We start from the raw sequence: 17,298 nt of genomic DNA, 5'->3' as shown, positions 1-17,298 counted from the left end.
CAAGACTTATGCCGACAAGGCGGTTACCCATCCGGTAACCGCCTTGTTGTCGTAGGCGGGTGTTTTCCGCCGGCCCGACAAGGATGCGGCCGACCCGCGGCATACACCCGTAGAAGAAGAGCACCGCGCACAACGACGATGTGCGGTCCGAAAAAGAACAGGAGGGCCCAATGGAGGGTCCAGAGATCACTTTCGCCGAAGCCGTCATCGACAACGGCAAGTTCGGCACCCGCACGGTCCGATTCGAGACCGGGCGGCTGGCCAAGCAGGCCGCCGGTGCGGTCGTCGCCTACCTGGACGACGAGACCACCTTGCTGTCGACCACTGCCGCGGGCAAGCAGCCCAAGGACCATTTCGACTTCTTCCCACTCACCGTCGACGTCGAGGAGCGGATGTATGCCGCGGGCAAGATCCCGGGCAGCTTCTTCCGTCGTGAAGGTCGTCCGTCGACCGACGCGATCCTGACCTGCCGGCTGATCGACCGCCCGCTGCGTCCGGCCTTCGTCAAGGGCCTGCGCAACGAGGTCCAGGTCGTCATCACCGTGCTGGCCCAGAACCCCGACCACCAGTACGACGTGCTCGCGATCAACGGCGCCTCGGCGTCGACGCAGATCTCGGGTCTGCCGTTCTCCGGTCCGATCGGCGCCACCCGCGTGTCGCTGATCGACGGCCAGTGGGTCGCGTTCCCCAACTACTCCGACGCGGAGCACTCGACGTTCGACATGGTCGTCGCCGGTCGCATCGTCGGTGACGACGTCGCGATCATGATGGTCGAGGCCGAGTCCAACGAGTCGACCTGGGACCTGGTCAAGAACCAGGGCAAGCAGGCGCCGACCGAGGAGATCGTCGCGCAGGGTCTGGAGGCCGCCAAGGGCTTCATCCGCGTGCTGTGCGAGGCGCAGAGCAAGCTGGCGAAGGAAGCCGCCAAGGAGGTCCAAGAGTTCCCGCTGTTCCTCGACTACGAGGACGACGTCTACTCCGCCATTGACGGCGCTGCGACCGAGAAGCTGCGTGGTCTGCTGTCCATCGCGGACAAGCAGGACCGTGAGTCCCAGCTCGACTCCTACAAGGAGGAGCTGAAGGCCGAATACGCTTCTGAGGGAATGCAGTTCGAGGGCCGGGAGAAGGAAGTCTCCGCGGCATACCGCGCGGTGCAGAAGAAGCTCGTGCGCGAGCGCATCCTGCGCGAGAAGGTCCGCATCGACGGCCGTGGCCTGGCGGACATCCGTGCGCTGTCGGCCGAGGTCGAGGTGCTCCCGCGGGTGCACGGTTCGGCGCTGTTCGAGCGCGGCGAGACCCAGATCATGGGTGTCACCACGCTGAACATGCTGCGCATGGAGCAGCAGTTGGACACGTTGTCGCCGGTGTCGCGCAAGCGCTACATGCACAACTACAACTTCCCGCCCTACTCCACCGGTGAGACCGGCCGCGTGGGTTCGCCCAAGCGCCGCGAGATCGGCCACGGTGCGCTCGCCGAGCGTGCCCTGATGCCGGTGCTGCCGACGCGTGAGGAGTTCCCCTACGCGATCCGCCAGGTGTCGGAGGCGTTGAGCTCCAACGGTTCGACGTCGATGGGTTCGGTCTGCGCCTCGACTCTCGCGCTGCTCAACGCCGGTGTGCCGCTGCGCGCACCGGTCGCCGGCATTGCGATGGGTCTGGTGTCCGCCGAGGTTGACGGCAAGACCGAATACGCTGCAATGACAGACATTCTCGGTGCCGAGGACGCGTTCGGCGACATGGACTTCAAGGTCGCCGGCACCCGTGAGTTCGTCACCGCGATCCAGCTGGACACCAAGCTCGACGGCATTCCCGCCGACGTGCTGGCCGGTGCGCTGACCCAGGCTCGCGACGCGCGCCTGCACATCCTGGACGTGATGCACGAGGCGATCGACGCTCCCGACGAGATGTCGCCCTACGCCCCGCGCGTCATCGCGGTGAAGATCCCTGTCGACAAGATCGGTGAGGTCATCGGCCCGAAGGGCAAGATGATCAACCAGATCCAGGAGGACACCGGCGCCGACCTGTCCATCGAGGACGACGGCACCGTCTACATCGGTGCCACCGACGGCCCGTCCGCCGAGGCTGCGCGTGCCGCGGTCAACGCGATCGCCAACCCGCAGATGCCCGAGGTGGGCGAGCGCTTCCTGGGCACCGTCGTGAAGACGACGACCTTCGGTGCGTTCGTCTCGCTACTGCCGGGCAAGGACGGCCTGCTGCACATCTCCGAGGTGCGCAAGCTGGTCGGCGGCAAGCGGATCGACGCTGTCGAGGACGTGCTGAAGATCGGCCAGAAGGTCCAGGTCGAGCTCAAGGAGATCGACCCGCGCGGCAAGCTGTCGCTCGCGGTCGTGCAGGAGAGCGGTGACGACGCCGCGGCCTCGGACGAGGGAGAGGCTCCTGCCGCTCCTGCGCCGGCCGAGTCGTCCGACGAGGAGAAGTCGGACCGCGAGCCGCGCAAGCGCAACCGCCGTCGCGGTGGTCGCGGTCGTGGCAAGGACAACGCCGAGGGCGGCGAGGAGTCGGGCAACGCCGACGCCGAGCCGGTCGCTGCGGAGGACTGATTTCGACCCCCAGGTGGCCGAGTAGCTCGTGAGGAACGAGCGAGCGTATCGAGGTCACTGAGGCGGCCCGGTCGGCGCATTGTGCGCCGGCCGGGCCGTTTCGCTTTTGCTGGACCTAACCTTCGACGGTCGAGGTTTAGGTGGGCTGGCGGCGACGTTGGGCGTTCCTAACCTTCGACGGTCGAGGTTTGTGGCGCCGCTAGGCTCGCCGGTATGACGACCCCGCTGCTGCTGACGTGTCCGGTGGGGTTGGAGGATCTCGTCCGTGGGGATCTGCGCGACCGCGACGGGGTGCGGTCAGAGCTGCTCGGACCGGGCGTGATCCGGTGCACCGACCCGGTGCAGCTGAACCAAGTGCCCGCGATGGTCGACCGGGTGAGTATTGCGCTGTCCGGGATCGATTCGGCGATCGACGCGGCCGGCTTCCTCGGCATCCAGCAACCGACCTTCCGTGTGCAGGCACAGGATCCGGCCGTCCGCTCCGACTGGATCGGGCGGCTCGCGGCACTGGGGTGGGTCAATGAGCCCGGCGACTGGATCCTGAACGTCGACACCGATGCCCAGGTGATCGACCTCGGGCCGTGGCACTGGTCGCGACGGATCGGACACTTGCGTCGGCTGCCGGCGACCACCCCCGGACCGGTGGCCGCCGGGTTGCTCCGGCTCGCCAAACTCCGGCCGGGGGACCGGCTGCTCGACCCGTGCGCCGGCGTCGGCACTGTGCCGATCGTCGATGCGCTGCTGCGCGGCGGCCCGTCATACAGCATCGATCAGGACCCGGAGTCGACCCGCATGGCCGCTGAGAACATCGCGAATGCCGGTGTGCAACAGGCTGTTTCGGTGCTCGAGGGAGACGCGGCCGACCTGCCGATCGACGACGGGAGCATCGATCGAGTGGTGAGCGACCTACCGTTCGGCAAGAGGATCGGCAGCAACGAGCTCAACAAGACCCTCTATCCGGCGATCCTGCGTGAGGTCGAGCGGGTGCTGACCGCAGACGGACGCTGCGTGCTGTTGTCCGACGACAAGCGCGTCTTCGTCGAATCCGTCGCACACGCAAGGGGTTTGAAGATCTCGGGGGAGAGAGTCATCCGGTACAACGGGGTGACCCCCACGGCCTACATCGTGCGGCGCAGCCGTCGGCCGAAGAGGGGACGGGCATGACCCGCCACCAGCACGCGCGAGGGGAGCGCATCCGCCTTGCTGAGTCTCCTGAGCGTGTCCGTCGGTGGGTTGCGAGTCGCGTCGGCGAGGTGGCGTCGGTTGTCGACTGCGTCGGCGGTATGTCGCCCGGGCCGGCCGCCCGACTCCGGACAACCTCGCGGACAACGGCTTTCGTGAAGGCCTGTGGCCCGGAGCTCAACCCGATGACGCCGGCCCTGCTGCGATCCGAGCTGCGGCTGCTCGCCGAATTCCCGTCCCATCGGAGCCTGCCGCGGCTTCTCGACACCTATGACGACGGTGAGTGGGTGGCCATGCTGCTCGAGGACCTGCCGGGCGAGTTGCCTCAGGTGCCGTGGTCGGCCGGCGACCTGGCGCGCGCCGGCGCTGTGCTGTCAGGGCTGCGGCCGGTGCTTGATGACATCAGTGCTGACGGTTTGGCACCGGCCAGCGAGTCGCCCCTGTTCAGCACCGGTTGGAAACTGCTTGCCGATCGGCTCGACTGGTTCGACCCGTGGTGGGCGGAGCATCACGTTCGCCTGGTGTCACACGCCGAGCGGGCCGTCGGCCTGATCACCGGAGAGACGCTGCTGCATTGGGACGTTCGCGCCGACAACCTGATATTCGGTGCGGACCGTGACGTGCTGATCGACTGGGGCCAGGCCCGCCGTGGCGCGCCATGGGTGGACCACGCGATGCTCGCGATGGACTGCGCGATGAGTGGCAGTGAGGTCTCGGCGCTGGAGTTCTTCGCACACGAACCGGCGCTCGCGGATCGCGACCCGTCCGACCTGGTGGCCCTGATGGCGGCCGTGGCGATGACGCTCCAGGCGCGATCGATGGACGACCCGCCGCCAGGGCTGCCGACGATGCCGGCGACCCGTGCTCGCTGGGCGGAGAACCTGCGCCGCGAACTCGAGACCGTCCTCTGACCGAGAGGCGTACAAAATGATCGAGAGGCGTACGAATTCGCCCCCGATATGTGGTCCTCTCGGTCGATTGGTGCTCCTCTCGATCATGGAGGGTTGGGGGCGGGGCAGCCGAGCTCACACCAGGTCGAGTTCGAGCGCCCGCAACACTGCGCGGGTCCGGTCACGCACGCCGAGCTTGGCCAGCACTGTTGACACGTGGTTCTTGACCGTGCCCGGCGCCAGATGCATCGCCGAGGCGATCTCCTTGTTGGAGAAGCCGCCGACCAGCATGCGCAACACCTCGCGCTCGCGCGTGGTCAAGTCGATGTGCACCGGCAGATCCGTTGGGGCCGTGGTGGTTTCGGCCGATCCGAGCCGGTCCAGCAGACGTTGGGTCACCGCGGACGACACCATTGACCCGCCGCCCGCGACAACCTCGACGGCAGCGACGAGGTCCTCCAAGGAGACGTCCTTGAGCAGATAGCCACGCGCACCGGCCCGCAGCGCCTGCAACACCTGCTCGTCGTCCTGGAACGTCGTCAGCACCAGGCACGGCGGCGGGTCGTCCTGCCGGGCCAGCTCGTGCAGCACGGCGATGCCGTCCAGCACCGGCATCCGCAGGTCCAGGAGTATGACGTCAGGCCGCTCGATCTCCAGCGCCTCCAACGCTTTCCGGCCGTCCGCGGCGGCCCCGACCACGTCGATCCGGTCGCTCAGCTGCAGCAGGCCGACAATGCCGTCGCGCACGATGGTCTGGTCGTCGACGACCAAGACCCGGATGGGGACGCCTGTCGTCATACCTGCTCCTTGGTGGTTGCCGGCTGATCGGCCGATGTGGGTCGAAGTGGTGCCGATGCCTGGACGATGAAGCCGCCGGTGGGCGCGCCGCGCCATACGACAGATCCGCCCAGCGCGTCGAAACGCTCTCGCATGCCACGCAATCCGTTGCCTTCCACCGCAGTCGGAGCGCCCGCACCGTTGTCACGGACGACGACGGTGAAGGTCTCGTCGGCGGTCTCGAGGGTCACCCAGGCATGGCCGGCAGCGCCGTGTCTGGCCGCGTTGGTCAGCGACTCCTGGACCAGTCGCACAGTGGCGTGGCGCAGCGCGTCCGGTGCGCTGTCGAGCAGCTCGGCGTCCGTGATCGACACCTGCATACCGGGCCACGCACGTGCGAGCTCGGTGAGCGACGACGCCTCGGCCGAGTCGGCGTCGCGCAACTCACTCACGACAGTGCGCACCTGGGCGAGCAGCTCCTTGCCCGTGCGATGAGCGCTGTCCAGGTAGTGCTGCGCCTCGGCGGGTGGCAGGTGGCGGGCGGCCTCGAGAGTGAGCGTGAGACCGGTCAGCCGGTGCCCGACGACATCGTGCAACTCCCGCGCGATCCGCAGCCGTTCTTCGGCCGCGCTGTGCTCGCGCAGTCTGGCCTGTGCCTCCCGCAGCGCGCGATTGGCCGCCTCGGACTCCGCTCGCGCGCGCTCCACGGCCGCGGTCTGCTCGACGCCGATCAGCACGAACGCCGCGACGATCAGCGTGAGCACGGCATACCAGGTGCAGGTCAGCACCGATGCCTGCCCGTTGACGAGCGCCATGAGTGCCGTGCTGGCGGGCAACAGGACCGCAATGGTGAGGATCGAGACACGCAACGGGACGAAACTGGCCCACACCGCGGTGGTGACGGCCAGCAGCATGATGCTGAAGCCGTATGTCGAGCCCAGCGCCGCGCCCGTGTATGCCGCCAGGACGAACAACCCCACCAGCAGGTAGGTGCGGGTGTCCCGCCGGAAGACGACGGGGGAGCCTGCCACCAGCAGAAAGATGAGTGCCACGAGCGCGACACAGACCCAGTAGACGATCCGGAATGGCGCGGGCAGGTCGGGCAGGCCGCCCAGGAAGAGCGGTGCCACCGCGAAGATCGCAATGGCAATCAGGCCATTGACGAACTGCAGCCGCTCCACCACTCGCACACTCCGACTCTAGGGCGCGATGGAGCGGCAGAACCGTGCCGAAGGTCATCCTGTGAACGCTTTCGACACCGGTTTCGCAGACCGCCTATGGTTACCGCCCGTGAGTTCCTTGCATCCTTCCTTCAAGCCGATGTTCGACGACGTCCTCGCCCGGAACCCGGGTGAGTCGGAGTTCCAACAAGCGGTGCACGAGGTCATGGAGAGCCTCACGCCGCTCGCGGACAAGCACTCCTACTACACGCAGTGGTCGATCCTGCAGCGCATCTGCGAGCCCGAGCGGCAGGTCATCTTCCGTGTCCCGTGGGTGGACGACAGCGGCGAGGTGCGGGTCAACCGCGGTTTCCGCGTCGAGTTCAACTCCGCGCTCGGCCCCTACAAGGGCGGCTTACGGTTCCACCCGAGTGTGAACCTGTCGATCGTGAAGTTCCTCGGCTTCGAGCAGATCTTCAAGAACGCCCTGACCGGCATGCCGATCGGTGGCGGCAAGGGTGGGTCCGACTTCGACCCCAAGGGCTGCAGCGACGCCGAGGTCATGCGCTTCTGCCAGTCGTTCATGACCGAGCTCTACCGGCACGTCGGCGAATACACCGACGTCCCGGCCGGTGACATCGGTGTCGGCGGCCGTGAGATCGGCTACCTCTTCGGTCAGTACAAGCGCATCACCAACCGCTACGAGTCGGGCGTGCTCACGGGCAAGGGGCTGTCGTGGGGCGGCTCGCAGGTGCGCACCGAGGCGACCGGCTACGGCACCGTCTTCTTCGCCCAGGAGATGCTCACCGCACAGGGCTCCTCGCTGGACGGCATGACCACCGTGATCTCCGGCAGCGGCAACGTCGCCATCTATGCGGTGGAGAAGGCCCAGCAGCTCGGCGCGAAGGTCATCGCGGTCTCCGACTCCGGGGGCTATGTCGTGGACGAGCAGGGCATCGACCTCGAGGTGCTGCAGGAGATCAAGGAGGTCCGTCGCGGGCGGATCTCGGAGTATGTCGACAAGGTCGGCAGCCGTGCCCGGTTCGTCTCCGACGGGTCGATCTGGGACGTGCCGTGCCAGGTCGCGCTGCCCTGTGCGACGCAGAACGAGCTCGACGAGACCGGCGCGAAGACGTTGGTGGCAAACGGTGTTCGGTTGATTGCCGAGGGCGCCAACATGCCGACGACTCCGGAGGCGGCGAGTGTGCTGCGCGACGCGAAGGTGCTTTTCGCGCCGGGCAAGGCCGCCAACGCCGGTGGTGTCGCAACCAGTGCGCTGGAGATGCAGCAGAACGCCAGCCGCGACTCCTGGAGCTTCGAGCGCACCGAGCAGCGGTTGCAGGAGATCATGCGAGACATCCACCGCACCTGCGTGACGCAGGCGGAGGCCGTCGGCCACCCCGGCGACTACGTCATCGGTGCCAACCTCGCGGGCTACATCAAGGTCGCCGACGCGATGGTGGCCCTCGGCGTCATCTGATCACCGTCATCTGATCACCTTCGTGCCGACAGGCCCCCGGTTCACCGACAGGCCCCTCGATTTGCGCCGATTTCGGCCGTAATCCGGGGCCTGTCGGCGATCGAGGGGCCTCTCGGCGTGGATGGTGGCACCCCTGCACTCCCTGCACTCCCTGCACTCCGCTCCTCCTCCGCTCTTGGCCCATGCCATTGGTCATGGGTGACATCCGTGCCCGGTGACACTGCCGGGCCGCGGCACACCCGGCGAGAGTGGCGGCCATGGAAACCATGGCAGTCATGCGCGGCGTCAGCCGCACCTTCCGCGGCGCGACCGCGGTCGACAACGTCGACCTGACGCTGCGACCGGGCGAGATCGTTGCGCTGCTCGGTCCGAACGGCGCGGGCAAATCCACTCTGCTGGACATGCTGCTCGGGCTGCGCGACCCCAGCTCCGGCTCCGTCCGTGTCTTCGGTATGTCGCCCACCTCGCGCCGGGCGCGTGCGCGGATGGGGGCGATGCTGCAGGACACCACCGGACCGGTCGGGCTGACCGTGGTCGAGACCGTGCGGCTGACCCAGCACCTCTATCCGCGCAGGGCCCCGCTGGCCGAGCTCCTCTCGCTGGTCGGGCTGGCGGACAAGGCGGACCGCCGCGTGGGGGAGTTGTCCGGCGGTGAGCGACAGCGGCTCTCACTGGCCCTGGCACTGGCCGGGACACCGCAGCTGCTGATCCTCGACGAGCCGACGGCCGCGCTCGACGTGGCCGGCCGCCGCAGCCTGCTGGGAACGATCCGGGAGCTGGCGGTGCAGGACCGCGCGATCGTGCTGGCCACCCACGACCTGCGGGAGGCACAGGCGGTCGCCGACCGCGTCGTCGTGTTGCACCACGGCCGGAAGATCGCCGACGCCGCCACTGCCGAGATCGTCGGCCGGGTCGGAGTGCGCCGGGTGCAGCTGCGCATCGCTTCCGGGGGGCTGTGGTTGGCGAATCAACCTGACATCTTTGATGTTTCGACCCTGCCCGATGGTCGCCTGGACTTCCTGTCCCGCGATCCGGAGGCATTGCTGGAGCGCCTCTTCCGCGGCGGCCACCGGGTCAGCGAGCTGAGCATCGCCGACGCGGATCTGGAGTCGGCGTTCGTCACCCTGACCGAGGAGCGGACGGCATGACCGATCTGGTGACCGGCACAACGACAACAACAGACGAGCAGCGTATGCCGCTGGGCTTCGCTGCCATGTTCGCGCTCTTCCGGGCCGAGTGGCGGGGTGGCTTCCGCAGCGGTTGGTTCTTCGGCCTGGTCGCGATGCCGATGGTGCTCTTCGTGCTCTTCGGCACGACAATCCGCGGTGACCTCGAAGGCGGCCTGCCTGTCGCGGCGATGCTGATGACGTCCTTCACCTGCTTCGGGGTCGTCAACCTGGCGATCTTCGCGGTGGGCGTGTCCGCGGCGGCACAGCGTGGCATGGGTTGGATCCGTCGACTGCGTGCCTCCGCGATGCCGCTGTGGTCCTTCTTCAGCGGCAAGGTGTTGCTCGGATTCGCAGCTGCGACAACGATTCTGGCGGGCAACACGCTGATAGCCCGGCTGGTGGGTGCCGACCTGCCGCTGGGGAGCCTGCTGCGGCTGTGGGCTGTCATTCTCTTCGGGACGCTGTGCCTGGCTCCCTTCGGCTTCGCGCTGGCCTACTGGGTGCGACCGGAAGCTGCGAACGTCATCGGCAACCTGATCTTCCTGCCGCTGTCCTACACGTCCGGGTTCGTCATGTCTCCCGACACGTTGCCGGGGCCGGTCGCGGCCGTTGCGGCATACCTGCCGACATCGCACTGGGGCAGCCTCGCGTGGGGTGCTGTCGCCACTCCGCATCAGGCTGCGGATTTCGGTGCGACGCTTGGCAATCCGGTGCATGACGTGCTGATCGTCCTGGGCTGGGCGGTCGCAGCATCGCTGGTCGCCGCTGCCGGATGGCGCCGGGACCTCGGCAGGGACCGGATCCGCGGCTGAGTAAGCACTGCGCCCTCACCGGGCGAGTGACCCGCCGACACGCGCCGCGCTGCCGAGTGCGGACGCCACCTGAGCGACGTTCGTCGCGACGAGTCCGGCGGTGACTCGGATGTGCGGCACCTGATCGTCCGTGCCGACCGTGACGTGGAAGGGCGAACCGGCAGCGGCACCAATGCCGTTCGCGGCCAGGCTCTGCAGTGCCGACACCTCGTGCAGCACTGGCACCCAGATGTTGATGCCGTCGTCGCCGCCCACCGTCACACCTTCGGCGGCCAACGCCTCGACCAGCTCCCGCCGCCGCGAGGAGTATGCCGCCCGCGCGGCCTGCACCTCTTGCAGACTCGCGGGATCGCTCAGCAACCGCACCAGCAGGCGCTGCAGCAGCCGGCTCGACCAGCCCTGGCCGAGCTGGCGACGCTCCTGCAGCGGTCCGACCAGCTGGGTCGGTCCGCCGATCGCGGCCAGCCGCAGGTCGGGCCCGTAGGCCTTGGAGAAGCTGCGGATGTGCAGCACTCGGTCGGGCAACAGCGTGCTCAGGCTGACCAGGGGAGTGGCCGCGATGCCGTCGAGCGAGTCGTCCTCGATGACGTGCACCGAGGTCGGCGCGATGATCTCGGCGAGCTCGCGAGCCCGCTGGGCCGTGAGCGAGACGCCGGTCGGGTTCTGCCCGCGGGGTTGCAGCACCACCAGCTCGGCTCCGTTGGTCAGCGCCGCGTGCAGGCTGGCCGGGACGAGACCGTGCGCGTCCAGCTCCACCGGGATCGGGCGCATCCCGTAGGACTCCAACAGGTCGAGAAACGGTGGGAACGCTGGGTTTTCGATGGCGACCCGGGTGCCGAAACCGCCCAGCTGAGCCAGGATCGCCGCCATCGCGTCGGTGGCGCCGTCGGTGATCGTGAGGCGCTCGGGGGAGCAGGGCCAGCTGCTGAGGACGATCTCGGCGAGCTCGGGCACGACCGGGTCGTCCAGATAACTGTGCATCGCGGGGCCGTCCCCGAGAGCACGCAGCGCGTTGCCCCAGGACGGCAGCAGTCGCTGGTCGGGCACTCCCGTCGACAGGTCGAGGGCGAAGCGCACCGGGTCGCCGACCGCGCGCCGGTAGCGGCCGTTCGGCCGGGCATCGGCGCGCTCGGCGATGAACGAGCCGTGGCGTCCCTGGGTGCGGATGGTGCCGGCCCGCCGCAGGATCGCCCACGCCGAACTCACCGTCGTCGGCGACAACTGCAGTCCGTCGGCCACCGAGCGGATCGGCGGCAGCCGCGCTCCGCGATCGACCGATCCGGCGGCCACGGCGCCGGCCACGGCATCGGCGAGGCCACGCGCGGTCGGCTCGGACAGGCGCTGGGAGAGTTCCTCGATCACTTTTGTGACACTACATAATTGCTATTGTGCGGGCAATGCGTGACACGTAATCTGCGTGGCATGGAACACGTGCAGCACTGGATCGACGGCCAACTCACCGCGGGGAAGTCCGACGCGACCGCGCCCATCCACAATCCGGCGACGGGAGAGCAGACCGCAGAGCTCGCGCTCGCCTCGACAGCGGACGTCGATGCGGTCGTCGCGTCGGCCCGCACCGCGGCCACCGCGTGGCGCAGCGCGTCGCTGGCGACACGCACCAAGGTGCTCTTCGCCTTCCGCCAGCTGCTCGCCGAGCATGCCGACGAGTTCGCGGCGATCGTCACCGCCGAGCACGGCAAGGTGCTGTCCGACGCCGCCGGTGAGGTCGCGCGCGGGCTGGAAAACGTCGAATACGCCTGTGGCGTAGCCGATCTGCTGAAGGGCGACTTCACCGAGCAGGCCTCCACAGGCGTCGACGTTTACTCGATCCGGCAGCCGGTCGGCGTGGTCGCCGGCATCACGCCGTTCAACTTCCCGTTGATGGTCCCGTTGTGGATGTGCGCGAGCGCGATCGCGTGCGGCAACGCGTTCATCCTCAAGCCGAGCGAGAAGGACCCCTCCGCGTCACTGCTGTTGGCGCGGCTGTGGCAGCAGGCAGGTCTGCCCGACGGCGTTTTCAGCGTGCTGCAGGGCGACAAGGTCGCGGTCGACGGTCTGTTGCAGCACCCGCAGGTCGACGCGGTCAGCTTCGTCGGCTCGACGCCGATCGCGCGCTACATCTACGAGACGGGCACCAAGGCGGGCAAGCGCGTGCAGGCGCTCGGCGGCGCGAAGAACCACATGATGGTGCTGCCCGACGCGGACATCGACGTCGCGGCGGATGCCGCGGTGTCGGCGGCTTACGGCGCCGCCGGCGAGCGCTGTATGGCGATCTCGGTCGTCGTTGCCGTCGGTGCTGTCGCCGACCCTCTGATCGACGCGATCAAGACCAGGATCCCGGGGCTGCGCATCGGACCGGGAGATCAGGACGGCACCGACATGGGTCCGCTAATCACCGCTCAGCATCGCGAGAAGGTCGTCGACTACATCGATCGCGGCGAGCGCGAAGGCGCCACCGTCGTGGTCGACGGGCGCGGAAACTCCAGTGAGAGAGGCTATTTCCTCGGGTGCACACTGCTCGACGACGTGGAGCCGGACAACGTCGCCTACACCGACGAGATCTTCGGCCCGGTGCTGTCGATCGTCCGCGTCGACACCTATGAAGAGGCCCTCGCCCTGATCAACGATCACCCGTTCGCCAACGGCACCGCGATCTTCACCCGTGACGGTGGCGCGGCGCGACGTTTCCAGTTCGACGTCCAGGTCGGCATGGTCGGCGTCAACGTGCCGATCCCGGTGCCGGTCGGCTACTACTCGTTCGGCGGCTGGAAGTCCTCGCTCTTCGGCGACACCCACATGTACGGACCGGAGGGCATCAACTTCTGGACGCGGCGCAAGGTGGTCACCAGTCGGTGGCCGGACCCGGGCAGCTCCAAGATCGACCTCGGCTTCCCCACGAACGGCGACCACTGACATGACCACCGAAACCAGCGCTGACGCTGCCGCTGCACAGCGGGTCAAGGACGACGACCGCAACCACGTCTTCCACTCCTGGAGCGCACAGGCACACGTCGACGTGCTGCCCATCGCGGGCGGATCCGGTTCGTACTTCTGGGATTACGACGGCAACCGCTATCTGGACTTCTCCTCACAGCTGGTCAACCTCAACATCGGGCACGGCCACCCCAAGGTCGTTGCCGCCATCCAGGAGCAGGCCGCGAAGCTGGCGACGATCGCCCCTGCGATGGGCAGCGACGTGCGCGGTCAGGCGGCACGAATGATCGCCGAGCGTGCACCGGGCGACCTCGACCGGGTGTTCTTTACCAATGGCGGTGCCGACGCCAACGAGCACGCCATCCGGATGGCCCGGCTGCAGACCGGACGGCCGACAATCCTGTCGGCATACCGCAGCTATCACGGTGCGACCGGTGGTGCGATCGCGCTGACCGGTGACCCGCGGCGCTGGGCGAACGAAGCGACCGGGCAGTCCGTGGCGCACTTCTTCGGCCCCTACCCCTACCGGTCGGCGTTCCACAGTGCGACCGAGCAGGAGGAGTCCGAGCGTGCGTTGCAGCACCTGCGCGACGTCGTGCAGTTGCAGGGTCCGGACACGATCGCGGCGATCATCCAGGAGTCGGTGGTGGGCACCAACGGCATCCTCGTCCCGCCGCCCGGTTACCTGGCCGGGGTGCGCGAATTGTGCGACGAATACGGCATATTGCTCATCGCCGACGAGGTGATGGCCGGTTTCGGGCGGTGCGGTGAGTGGTTCGGCATACAGCACTGGGACGTCGTGCCCGACCTGATCACCTTCGCGAAGGGCATCAACTCCGGTTACGTCCCGTTGGGCGGTGTCGTGCTCGGGCCGAAGACCTACGAGCGGTTCGCCGATCGGCCCTACCCGGGTGGGCTGACCTACTCGGGGCACCCGCTGGCCTGTGCCGCAGCGGTCGCGTCGATGCAGGCCTTCGAGGACGAGGGGATCCTGGACAACGTGCGCAAGCTCGGCGAGACCGTCGTCGAGCCGCGGCTGCAGGAGCTCAAGGCGAAGCATGCGAGCGTCGGGGACGTGCGCGGGTTGGGGTTGTTCTGGGCGATCGAGCTGGTCAAGGACAAGGAGACCCGTGAACCGCTGGTGCCCTTCAACGCAGCCGGCGACGCTGCCGCGCCGATGGGTGCCTTCGCCGCCGCGTGCAAGAAGGGCGGCCTCTGGCCGTTCACGCACATGAACCGCACGCACGTCGTCCCGCCGTGCACGATCAGCGAGGACGAGCTCGTCGCCGGCCTCGACATCATCGACGCGGCGCTCGAGGTCGCAGAGCAGCACGCCGGATCCTGAGCATTCGCAACAGGATCGAGCGGACCGCGCCCTGACCGACCGGGGCGCGGTAGGCGTGGCGATCTCCAGCTGCTGTCGATCGCATTGCGCGCCCGCCAGTCGATGACCCTGTGGATGACGCTGTGCGCCGACTATGCGCAGTGTGCTTGACTCCCTGACGCTTCGATCAGTCAATCAGGGGAGTTTCGATGAGCAAGCGAGTCCGTGCAGCAGCAGTGGGGATCGGTGCCGTGCTGGCACTGGCCGGTTGTGGGTCCGGCGGGTCCGCCGGTCCGGCATCGCAGGCCGGTGGTGGGTCGGCTACACCGGCTGCGGCATCGAGCACGGCCGACTCCGCTGGCGCGGTGTCGGTGGCACAGGCGCAGAAGATCCTGCGTGCCTACGACACTGCCAACAACGCCGCCATCAAGGCGGCCAAGAGCCCGGCGTATGACGAGAAGGCGTGGCGGTCCGCCGACGCCGGCCCCACGCTCGCGGGCGATGTCTTCAGCACGCGGCTGGCGAAGCACAGTCACGACAAGTCCGACTCGAAACCCTTCACCCACACCGTGACTCGCGCCTACGGCAGCACGACGCGTAGTTCGGACGGGCAGGCACCCTGGCTGCTGGTGACTGGGATCATCCCCTCCGTCGGCGACGACGGGAAGCCGCAGGACTTCGCGTCCGTCTTCGTCAAGGAGCCCGCCGGATGGCGCATGTGGGCAAGTCTGGGCGGCGACCTGACGTCGCTTCCTGAGCCTCCGAGCACGGTGCAGTCACTGACGGCTCCGCAGCGTCAGGCAGCCGCGAACGGCATCGCGGCGCTCGGCCGCGCCGTCGGCACCGGCTCGGTGGACGGGATCGGAAAGGGTTCGGTGATCACGGACTACCGCACGGCGTTGCACAAGGGTTTGCGCGACACCATCATGACGGTCTCCTCGAGGCCGTGGGGGACGCCGGTGGACACCGACCTCTCGACGGCGACGGTCGTGGGGACGCCGGCGGCTCATCTGCTCCGGGTCGGCGGGAAAACGCTCGGTCTGGTGTCCTTCGAGAACACCATCACCTACGAGACGGACGACGGCTCGGCCAGCATCGTCCTCGACGCGGACCATGCAGCTGTCGAGGGCGGTGACACCAAGCCGAAGAAGCTGGCGAAGCGACGCACCTATCAGACGATGCTCGTCACGATCGCCGACGACGGCAAGCCGACCATCGTCGGCTCCAACGACGGCCTACTCGCCAAGGCGTAGCCGGGCGACCTCCCGCGCGACGTTGGCGTTGGCCTGATGGGTCCACGCCGCCCGCGCGTGCGTCGTTCGATAGACCTCGGGGCGGTCGACGAGTGCCTCGAGGATCTGTCGGCGCCCTGTCGCGTATGCCGCGTCCGGCACATGCGCGTACTCGTCGCGCACCTGTCGGCAATATTCGTCGAAGCGCTCCGGCGGCGCCGCGAGGATGGCCAGGTCGGCATCGGTGAAGACGTCGGCGAGGGACCCCGGCAGCTGCGTGCCGTGGTCGATGGTCAGCAGGATGAGCTGCTCGACGGTGTGACTGTCGGAGGACGCAACACCCAACGACGACAACATCTTTCGGGCTAGGGCTGCACTGTCGCGTTCGGGGCCGCCGGGGTCGACGTGCACGTCATACACCGCGTCGTGCAGCCAGGCGGCGACCCGGGCGATGCAGGTGTCGCGCGGCTGCAGCCTGGTTGCGTCGGCGAGTGTGTCGATCGCGGACAGCATCTCGGTGAGGTGTTGCCGGGTGTGATAGCTGCGGTGCGGTTCGTCCCATCGGGCCAGCAGGGTGATCCCTTCGCGGCGTGCGGCCGGCGGATCGACCGACGGTGCGAGGTGGCTGAGGCCGGCGACCCAGTCGTCGAGCAGTTGCGCATCGGACATGCGTCAATCGTGCTGTTTGCCGAAGCGGTCCGCCAGTCGGGGATCGCTGAGCCACCAGGGCTGGTCCGGCGGCGGTGCTTCGGCAACGACTGCCTCGTCGAGCGCACCGCCGGCCGCCCCGGAGACACGGCGCTGCGCATCGGCTCGGTCCAACTCGGCGTCCGCGTCCCGCGCATCCTCCGCGTCGCTGCGCATCCACTCGATGAAGACTGCAGCGATCATCGGGATGCCGATCGCCTCCGCCACGGCGAGCAGGGTGCCGCCAGCATACTTCTGGTCCAGTGTGTGGCTGAGGCCGCCGCGCAGCGCGTCGGCCGCGGGTGAGAAGCCCGGGAAGTGCGGCAACAGAAGGGAATTCGCGGTCATCACCAGGACGCCGGGCACCGCATCGGCGACGCCGTCGAGGAACGCCAGGAAGGTCCGGATCGGCGGAGTCGCCCAGGCCGGCAACAGATCGTCACCGAGGGTCGGCAGCACATACAGCAGGCCGACGATCAGCAGCTGCAGGATCAGCAGGGTGCCGACCGTCGTGGAGTGGACGGCGCGGTCGCCATACGGCGTGAAGAAGATCGCCAGGATGCCGACCAGGTCGAGCAGGAAGCTGACCGTCGGGAAGGTCAGCACCCGCGCGATCCGGGACTTCAGTGCCCGGTGAAGGGCGGTGTCGGTGCTTCCGTGCACCGCAGCGAGCAGCCGCAACGGGTCGCCGATCGCCAGGGCGACTGGAGTGACCGTGCCGAGCACGCCGACCTGCGCCGCGAACATCCACAGGAACGTCTGCCGATAGACGCCGACGGCCCCGCAGGTGACGTAGACCAGCGTGCCCACACCGAGCACGAGGTATGACGCGACGCGCCACCACGGCCAGCGCACGCCTCGCCGCCGGCCGAGGACCAACAACCAGAGGTAGGGGACCGCGACGAGGAGGGCGAGGACGATGCCGACGGCGTCGAACCGCCAGGCCGTCAGCCACCGGGATACGTCGAAGGGCTCAGCGGCCAGACCGGTCACGGGACCAGTGTCACCGGCCAACCACAACGTCCGCTGAAGGCGCGGAGCCACGATGAAATCGTGCGATGTAGCTGATCGAAGCGTGGACGGGCGGTCG

Annotated in this window: 14 protein-coding genes; 9 read left to right on the top strand and 5 right to left on the bottom strand. The window is 68.1% G+C overall.

The genetic code is table 11. The features are described from left to right. Positions 1–170 precede the first annotated feature (170 nt). The 3 genes from ACSZL9_RS04840 to ACSZL9_RS04830 all read left to right on the top strand — a co-directional run bounded on the left by ACSZL9_RS04840 (position 171) and on the right by ACSZL9_RS04830 (position 4,654). Positions 171–2,561, top strand: a complete 2,391-nt coding sequence (locus ACSZL9_RS04840) for a polyribonucleotide nucleotidyltransferase (RefSeq protein ID WP_446664341.1) — start codon at positions 171–173, stop codon at positions 2,559–2,561. Positions 2,562–2,774: 213 nt separating this feature from the next. Next, positions 2,775–3,725 carry a TRM11 family SAM-dependent methyltransferase gene (locus tag ACSZL9_RS04835; RefSeq protein ID WP_446664340.1) on the top strand — a complete coding sequence of 317 codons (951 nt, stop codon included), beginning with the start codon at positions 2,775–2,777 and terminating at the stop codon, positions 3,723–3,725. Further along, the gene (locus tag ACSZL9_RS04830; RefSeq protein WP_446664339.1) at positions 3,722–4,654 is read left to right on the top strand and encodes a phosphotransferase; all 933 of its coding nucleotides are present in this window, start codon (positions 3,722–3,724) and stop codon (positions 4,652–4,654) included. Before ACSZL9_RS04835 ends, ACSZL9_RS04830 begins: the two co-directional genes overlap by 4 nt. 114 nt (positions 4,655–4,768) lie before the next feature. Here ACSZL9_RS04830 and ACSZL9_RS04825 read toward each other — a convergent pair whose 3' ends face one another. After that, a complete protein-coding gene (locus tag ACSZL9_RS04825; RefSeq protein WP_446664338.1) occupies positions 4,769–5,431 on the bottom strand; it encodes a response regulator in 663 nt (220 codons plus the stop codon). Further along, positions 5,428–6,600 (bottom strand): histidine kinase, encoded by a 1,173-nt coding sequence (locus ACSZL9_RS04820; RefSeq protein WP_446664337.1) that lies wholly within the window; start codon positions 6,598–6,600, stop codon positions 5,428–5,430. The genes ACSZL9_RS04825 and ACSZL9_RS04820 overlap by 4 nt, the downstream gene beginning before the upstream one ends. Positions 6,601–6,730: 130 nt before the next feature. Here ACSZL9_RS04820 and gdhA point away from each other — a divergent pair, with 130 nt between their 5' ends. The 3 genes from gdhA to ACSZL9_RS04805 all read left to right on the top strand — a co-directional run bounded on the left by gdhA (position 6,731) and on the right by ACSZL9_RS04805 (position 10,031). Then, positions 6,731–8,050, top strand: a complete 1,320-nt coding sequence (gene gdhA, locus ACSZL9_RS04815; RefSeq protein ID WP_446665102.1) for an NADP-specific glutamate dehydrogenase — start codon at positions 6,731–6,733, stop codon at positions 8,048–8,050. A gap of 257 nt (positions 8,051–8,307) precedes the next feature. Then, a complete protein-coding gene (locus ACSZL9_RS04810) occupies positions 8,308–9,198 on the top strand; it encodes an ABC transporter ATP-binding protein (RefSeq protein WP_446664336.1) in 891 nt (296 codons plus the stop codon). Further along, complete coding sequence (locus ACSZL9_RS04805; RefSeq protein ID WP_446664335.1) at positions 9,195–10,031, top strand: ABC transporter permease; 837 nt, start codon at positions 9,195–9,197, stop codon at positions 10,029–10,031. Before ACSZL9_RS04810 ends, ACSZL9_RS04805 begins: the two co-directional genes overlap by 4 nt. Before the next feature lie 15 nt (positions 10,032–10,046). Here the strand turns inward: ACSZL9_RS04805 and ACSZL9_RS04800 are convergent, their stop codons facing one another. Further along, the gene (locus ACSZL9_RS04800) at positions 10,047–11,393 is read right to left on the bottom strand and encodes an aminotransferase-like domain-containing protein (protein ID WP_446664334.1); all 1,347 of its coding nucleotides are present in this window, start codon (positions 11,391–11,393) and stop codon (positions 10,047–10,049) included. Between the two features lie 60 nt (positions 11,394–11,453). Between ACSZL9_RS04800 and ACSZL9_RS04795 the strand changes: the two genes are divergently transcribed. The 3 genes from ACSZL9_RS04795 (at position 11,454) to ACSZL9_RS04785 (ending at position 15,542) form a co-directional block, all read left to right on the top strand. After that, entirely contained in the window at positions 11,454–12,944 is a 1,491-nt protein-coding gene (locus ACSZL9_RS04795) for a CoA-acylating methylmalonate-semialdehyde dehydrogenase (protein ID WP_446664333.1), read from the top strand. 1 nt (position 12,945) lies between these two features. After that, entirely contained in the window at positions 12,946–14,310 is a 1,365-nt protein-coding gene (locus ACSZL9_RS04790) for an aminotransferase class III-fold pyridoxal phosphate-dependent enzyme (RefSeq protein WP_446664332.1), read from the top strand. A 188-nt stretch (positions 14,311–14,498) separates the two neighbouring features. Continuing rightward, a complete protein-coding gene (locus ACSZL9_RS04785; RefSeq protein WP_446664331.1) occupies positions 14,499–15,542 on the top strand; it encodes a hypothetical protein in 1,044 nt (347 codons plus the stop codon). Here ACSZL9_RS04785 and ACSZL9_RS04780 read toward each other — a convergent pair. Beyond that, positions 15,525–16,190, bottom strand: a complete 666-nt coding sequence (locus ACSZL9_RS04780) for an HD domain-containing protein (RefSeq protein WP_446664330.1) — start codon at positions 16,188–16,190, stop codon at positions 15,525–15,527. The genes ACSZL9_RS04785 and ACSZL9_RS04780 overlap by 18 nt on opposite strands. 3 nt (positions 16,191–16,193) lie before the next feature. Further along, a complete protein-coding gene (locus tag ACSZL9_RS04775; RefSeq protein WP_446664329.1) occupies positions 16,194–17,252 on the bottom strand; it encodes a cytochrome c oxidase assembly protein in 1,059 nt (352 codons plus the stop codon). Positions 17,253–17,298 lie beyond the last annotated feature (46 nt).

This window comes from Flexivirga sp. B27 (assembly GCF_052905685.1).
The sequence above is the reverse complement of the archived record's forward strand: the minus strand, read 5'-3'. Positions and strand labels throughout refer to the sequence as shown.

Coding starts and splice junctions, on each gene's coding strand:
- ACSZL9_RS04810 (WP_446664336.1), top strand. CDS start 8,308: ATGGAAACCATGGCAGTCATGCGCGGCGTCAGCCGCACCTTCCGCGGC.
- ACSZL9_RS04835 (WP_446664340.1), top strand. CDS start 2,775: ATGACGACCCCGCTGCTGCTGACGTGTCCGGTGGGGTTGGAGGATCTC.
- ACSZL9_RS04795 (WP_446664333.1), top strand. CDS start 11,454: ATGGAACACGTGCAGCACTGGATCGACGGCCAACTCACCGCGGGGAAG.
- ACSZL9_RS04830 (WP_446664339.1), top strand. CDS start 3,722: ATGACCCGCCACCAGCACGCGCGAGGGGAGCGCATCCGCCTTGCTGAG.
- ACSZL9_RS04805 (WP_446664335.1), top strand. CDS start 9,195: ATGACCGATCTGGTGACCGGCACAACGACAACAACAGACGAGCAGCGT.
- ACSZL9_RS04780 (WP_446664330.1), bottom strand. CDS start 16,190: ATGTCCGATGCGCAACTGCTCGACGACTGGGTCGCCGGCCTCAGCCAC.
- gdhA (WP_446665102.1), top strand. CDS start 6,731: ATGTTCGACGACGTCCTCGCCCGGAACCCGGGTGAGTCGGAGTTCCAA.
- ACSZL9_RS04785 (WP_446664331.1), top strand. CDS start 14,499: ATGAGCAAGCGAGTCCGTGCAGCAGCAGTGGGGATCGGTGCCGTGCTG.
- ACSZL9_RS04790 (WP_446664332.1), top strand. CDS start 12,946: ATGACCACCGAAACCAGCGCTGACGCTGCCGCTGCACAGCGGGTCAAG.
- ACSZL9_RS04825 (WP_446664338.1), bottom strand. CDS start 5,431: ATGACGACAGGCGTCCCCATCCGGGTCTTGGTCGTCGACGACCAGACC.
- ACSZL9_RS04840 (WP_446664341.1), top strand. CDS start 171: ATGGAGGGTCCAGAGATCACTTTCGCCGAAGCCGTCATCGACAACGGC.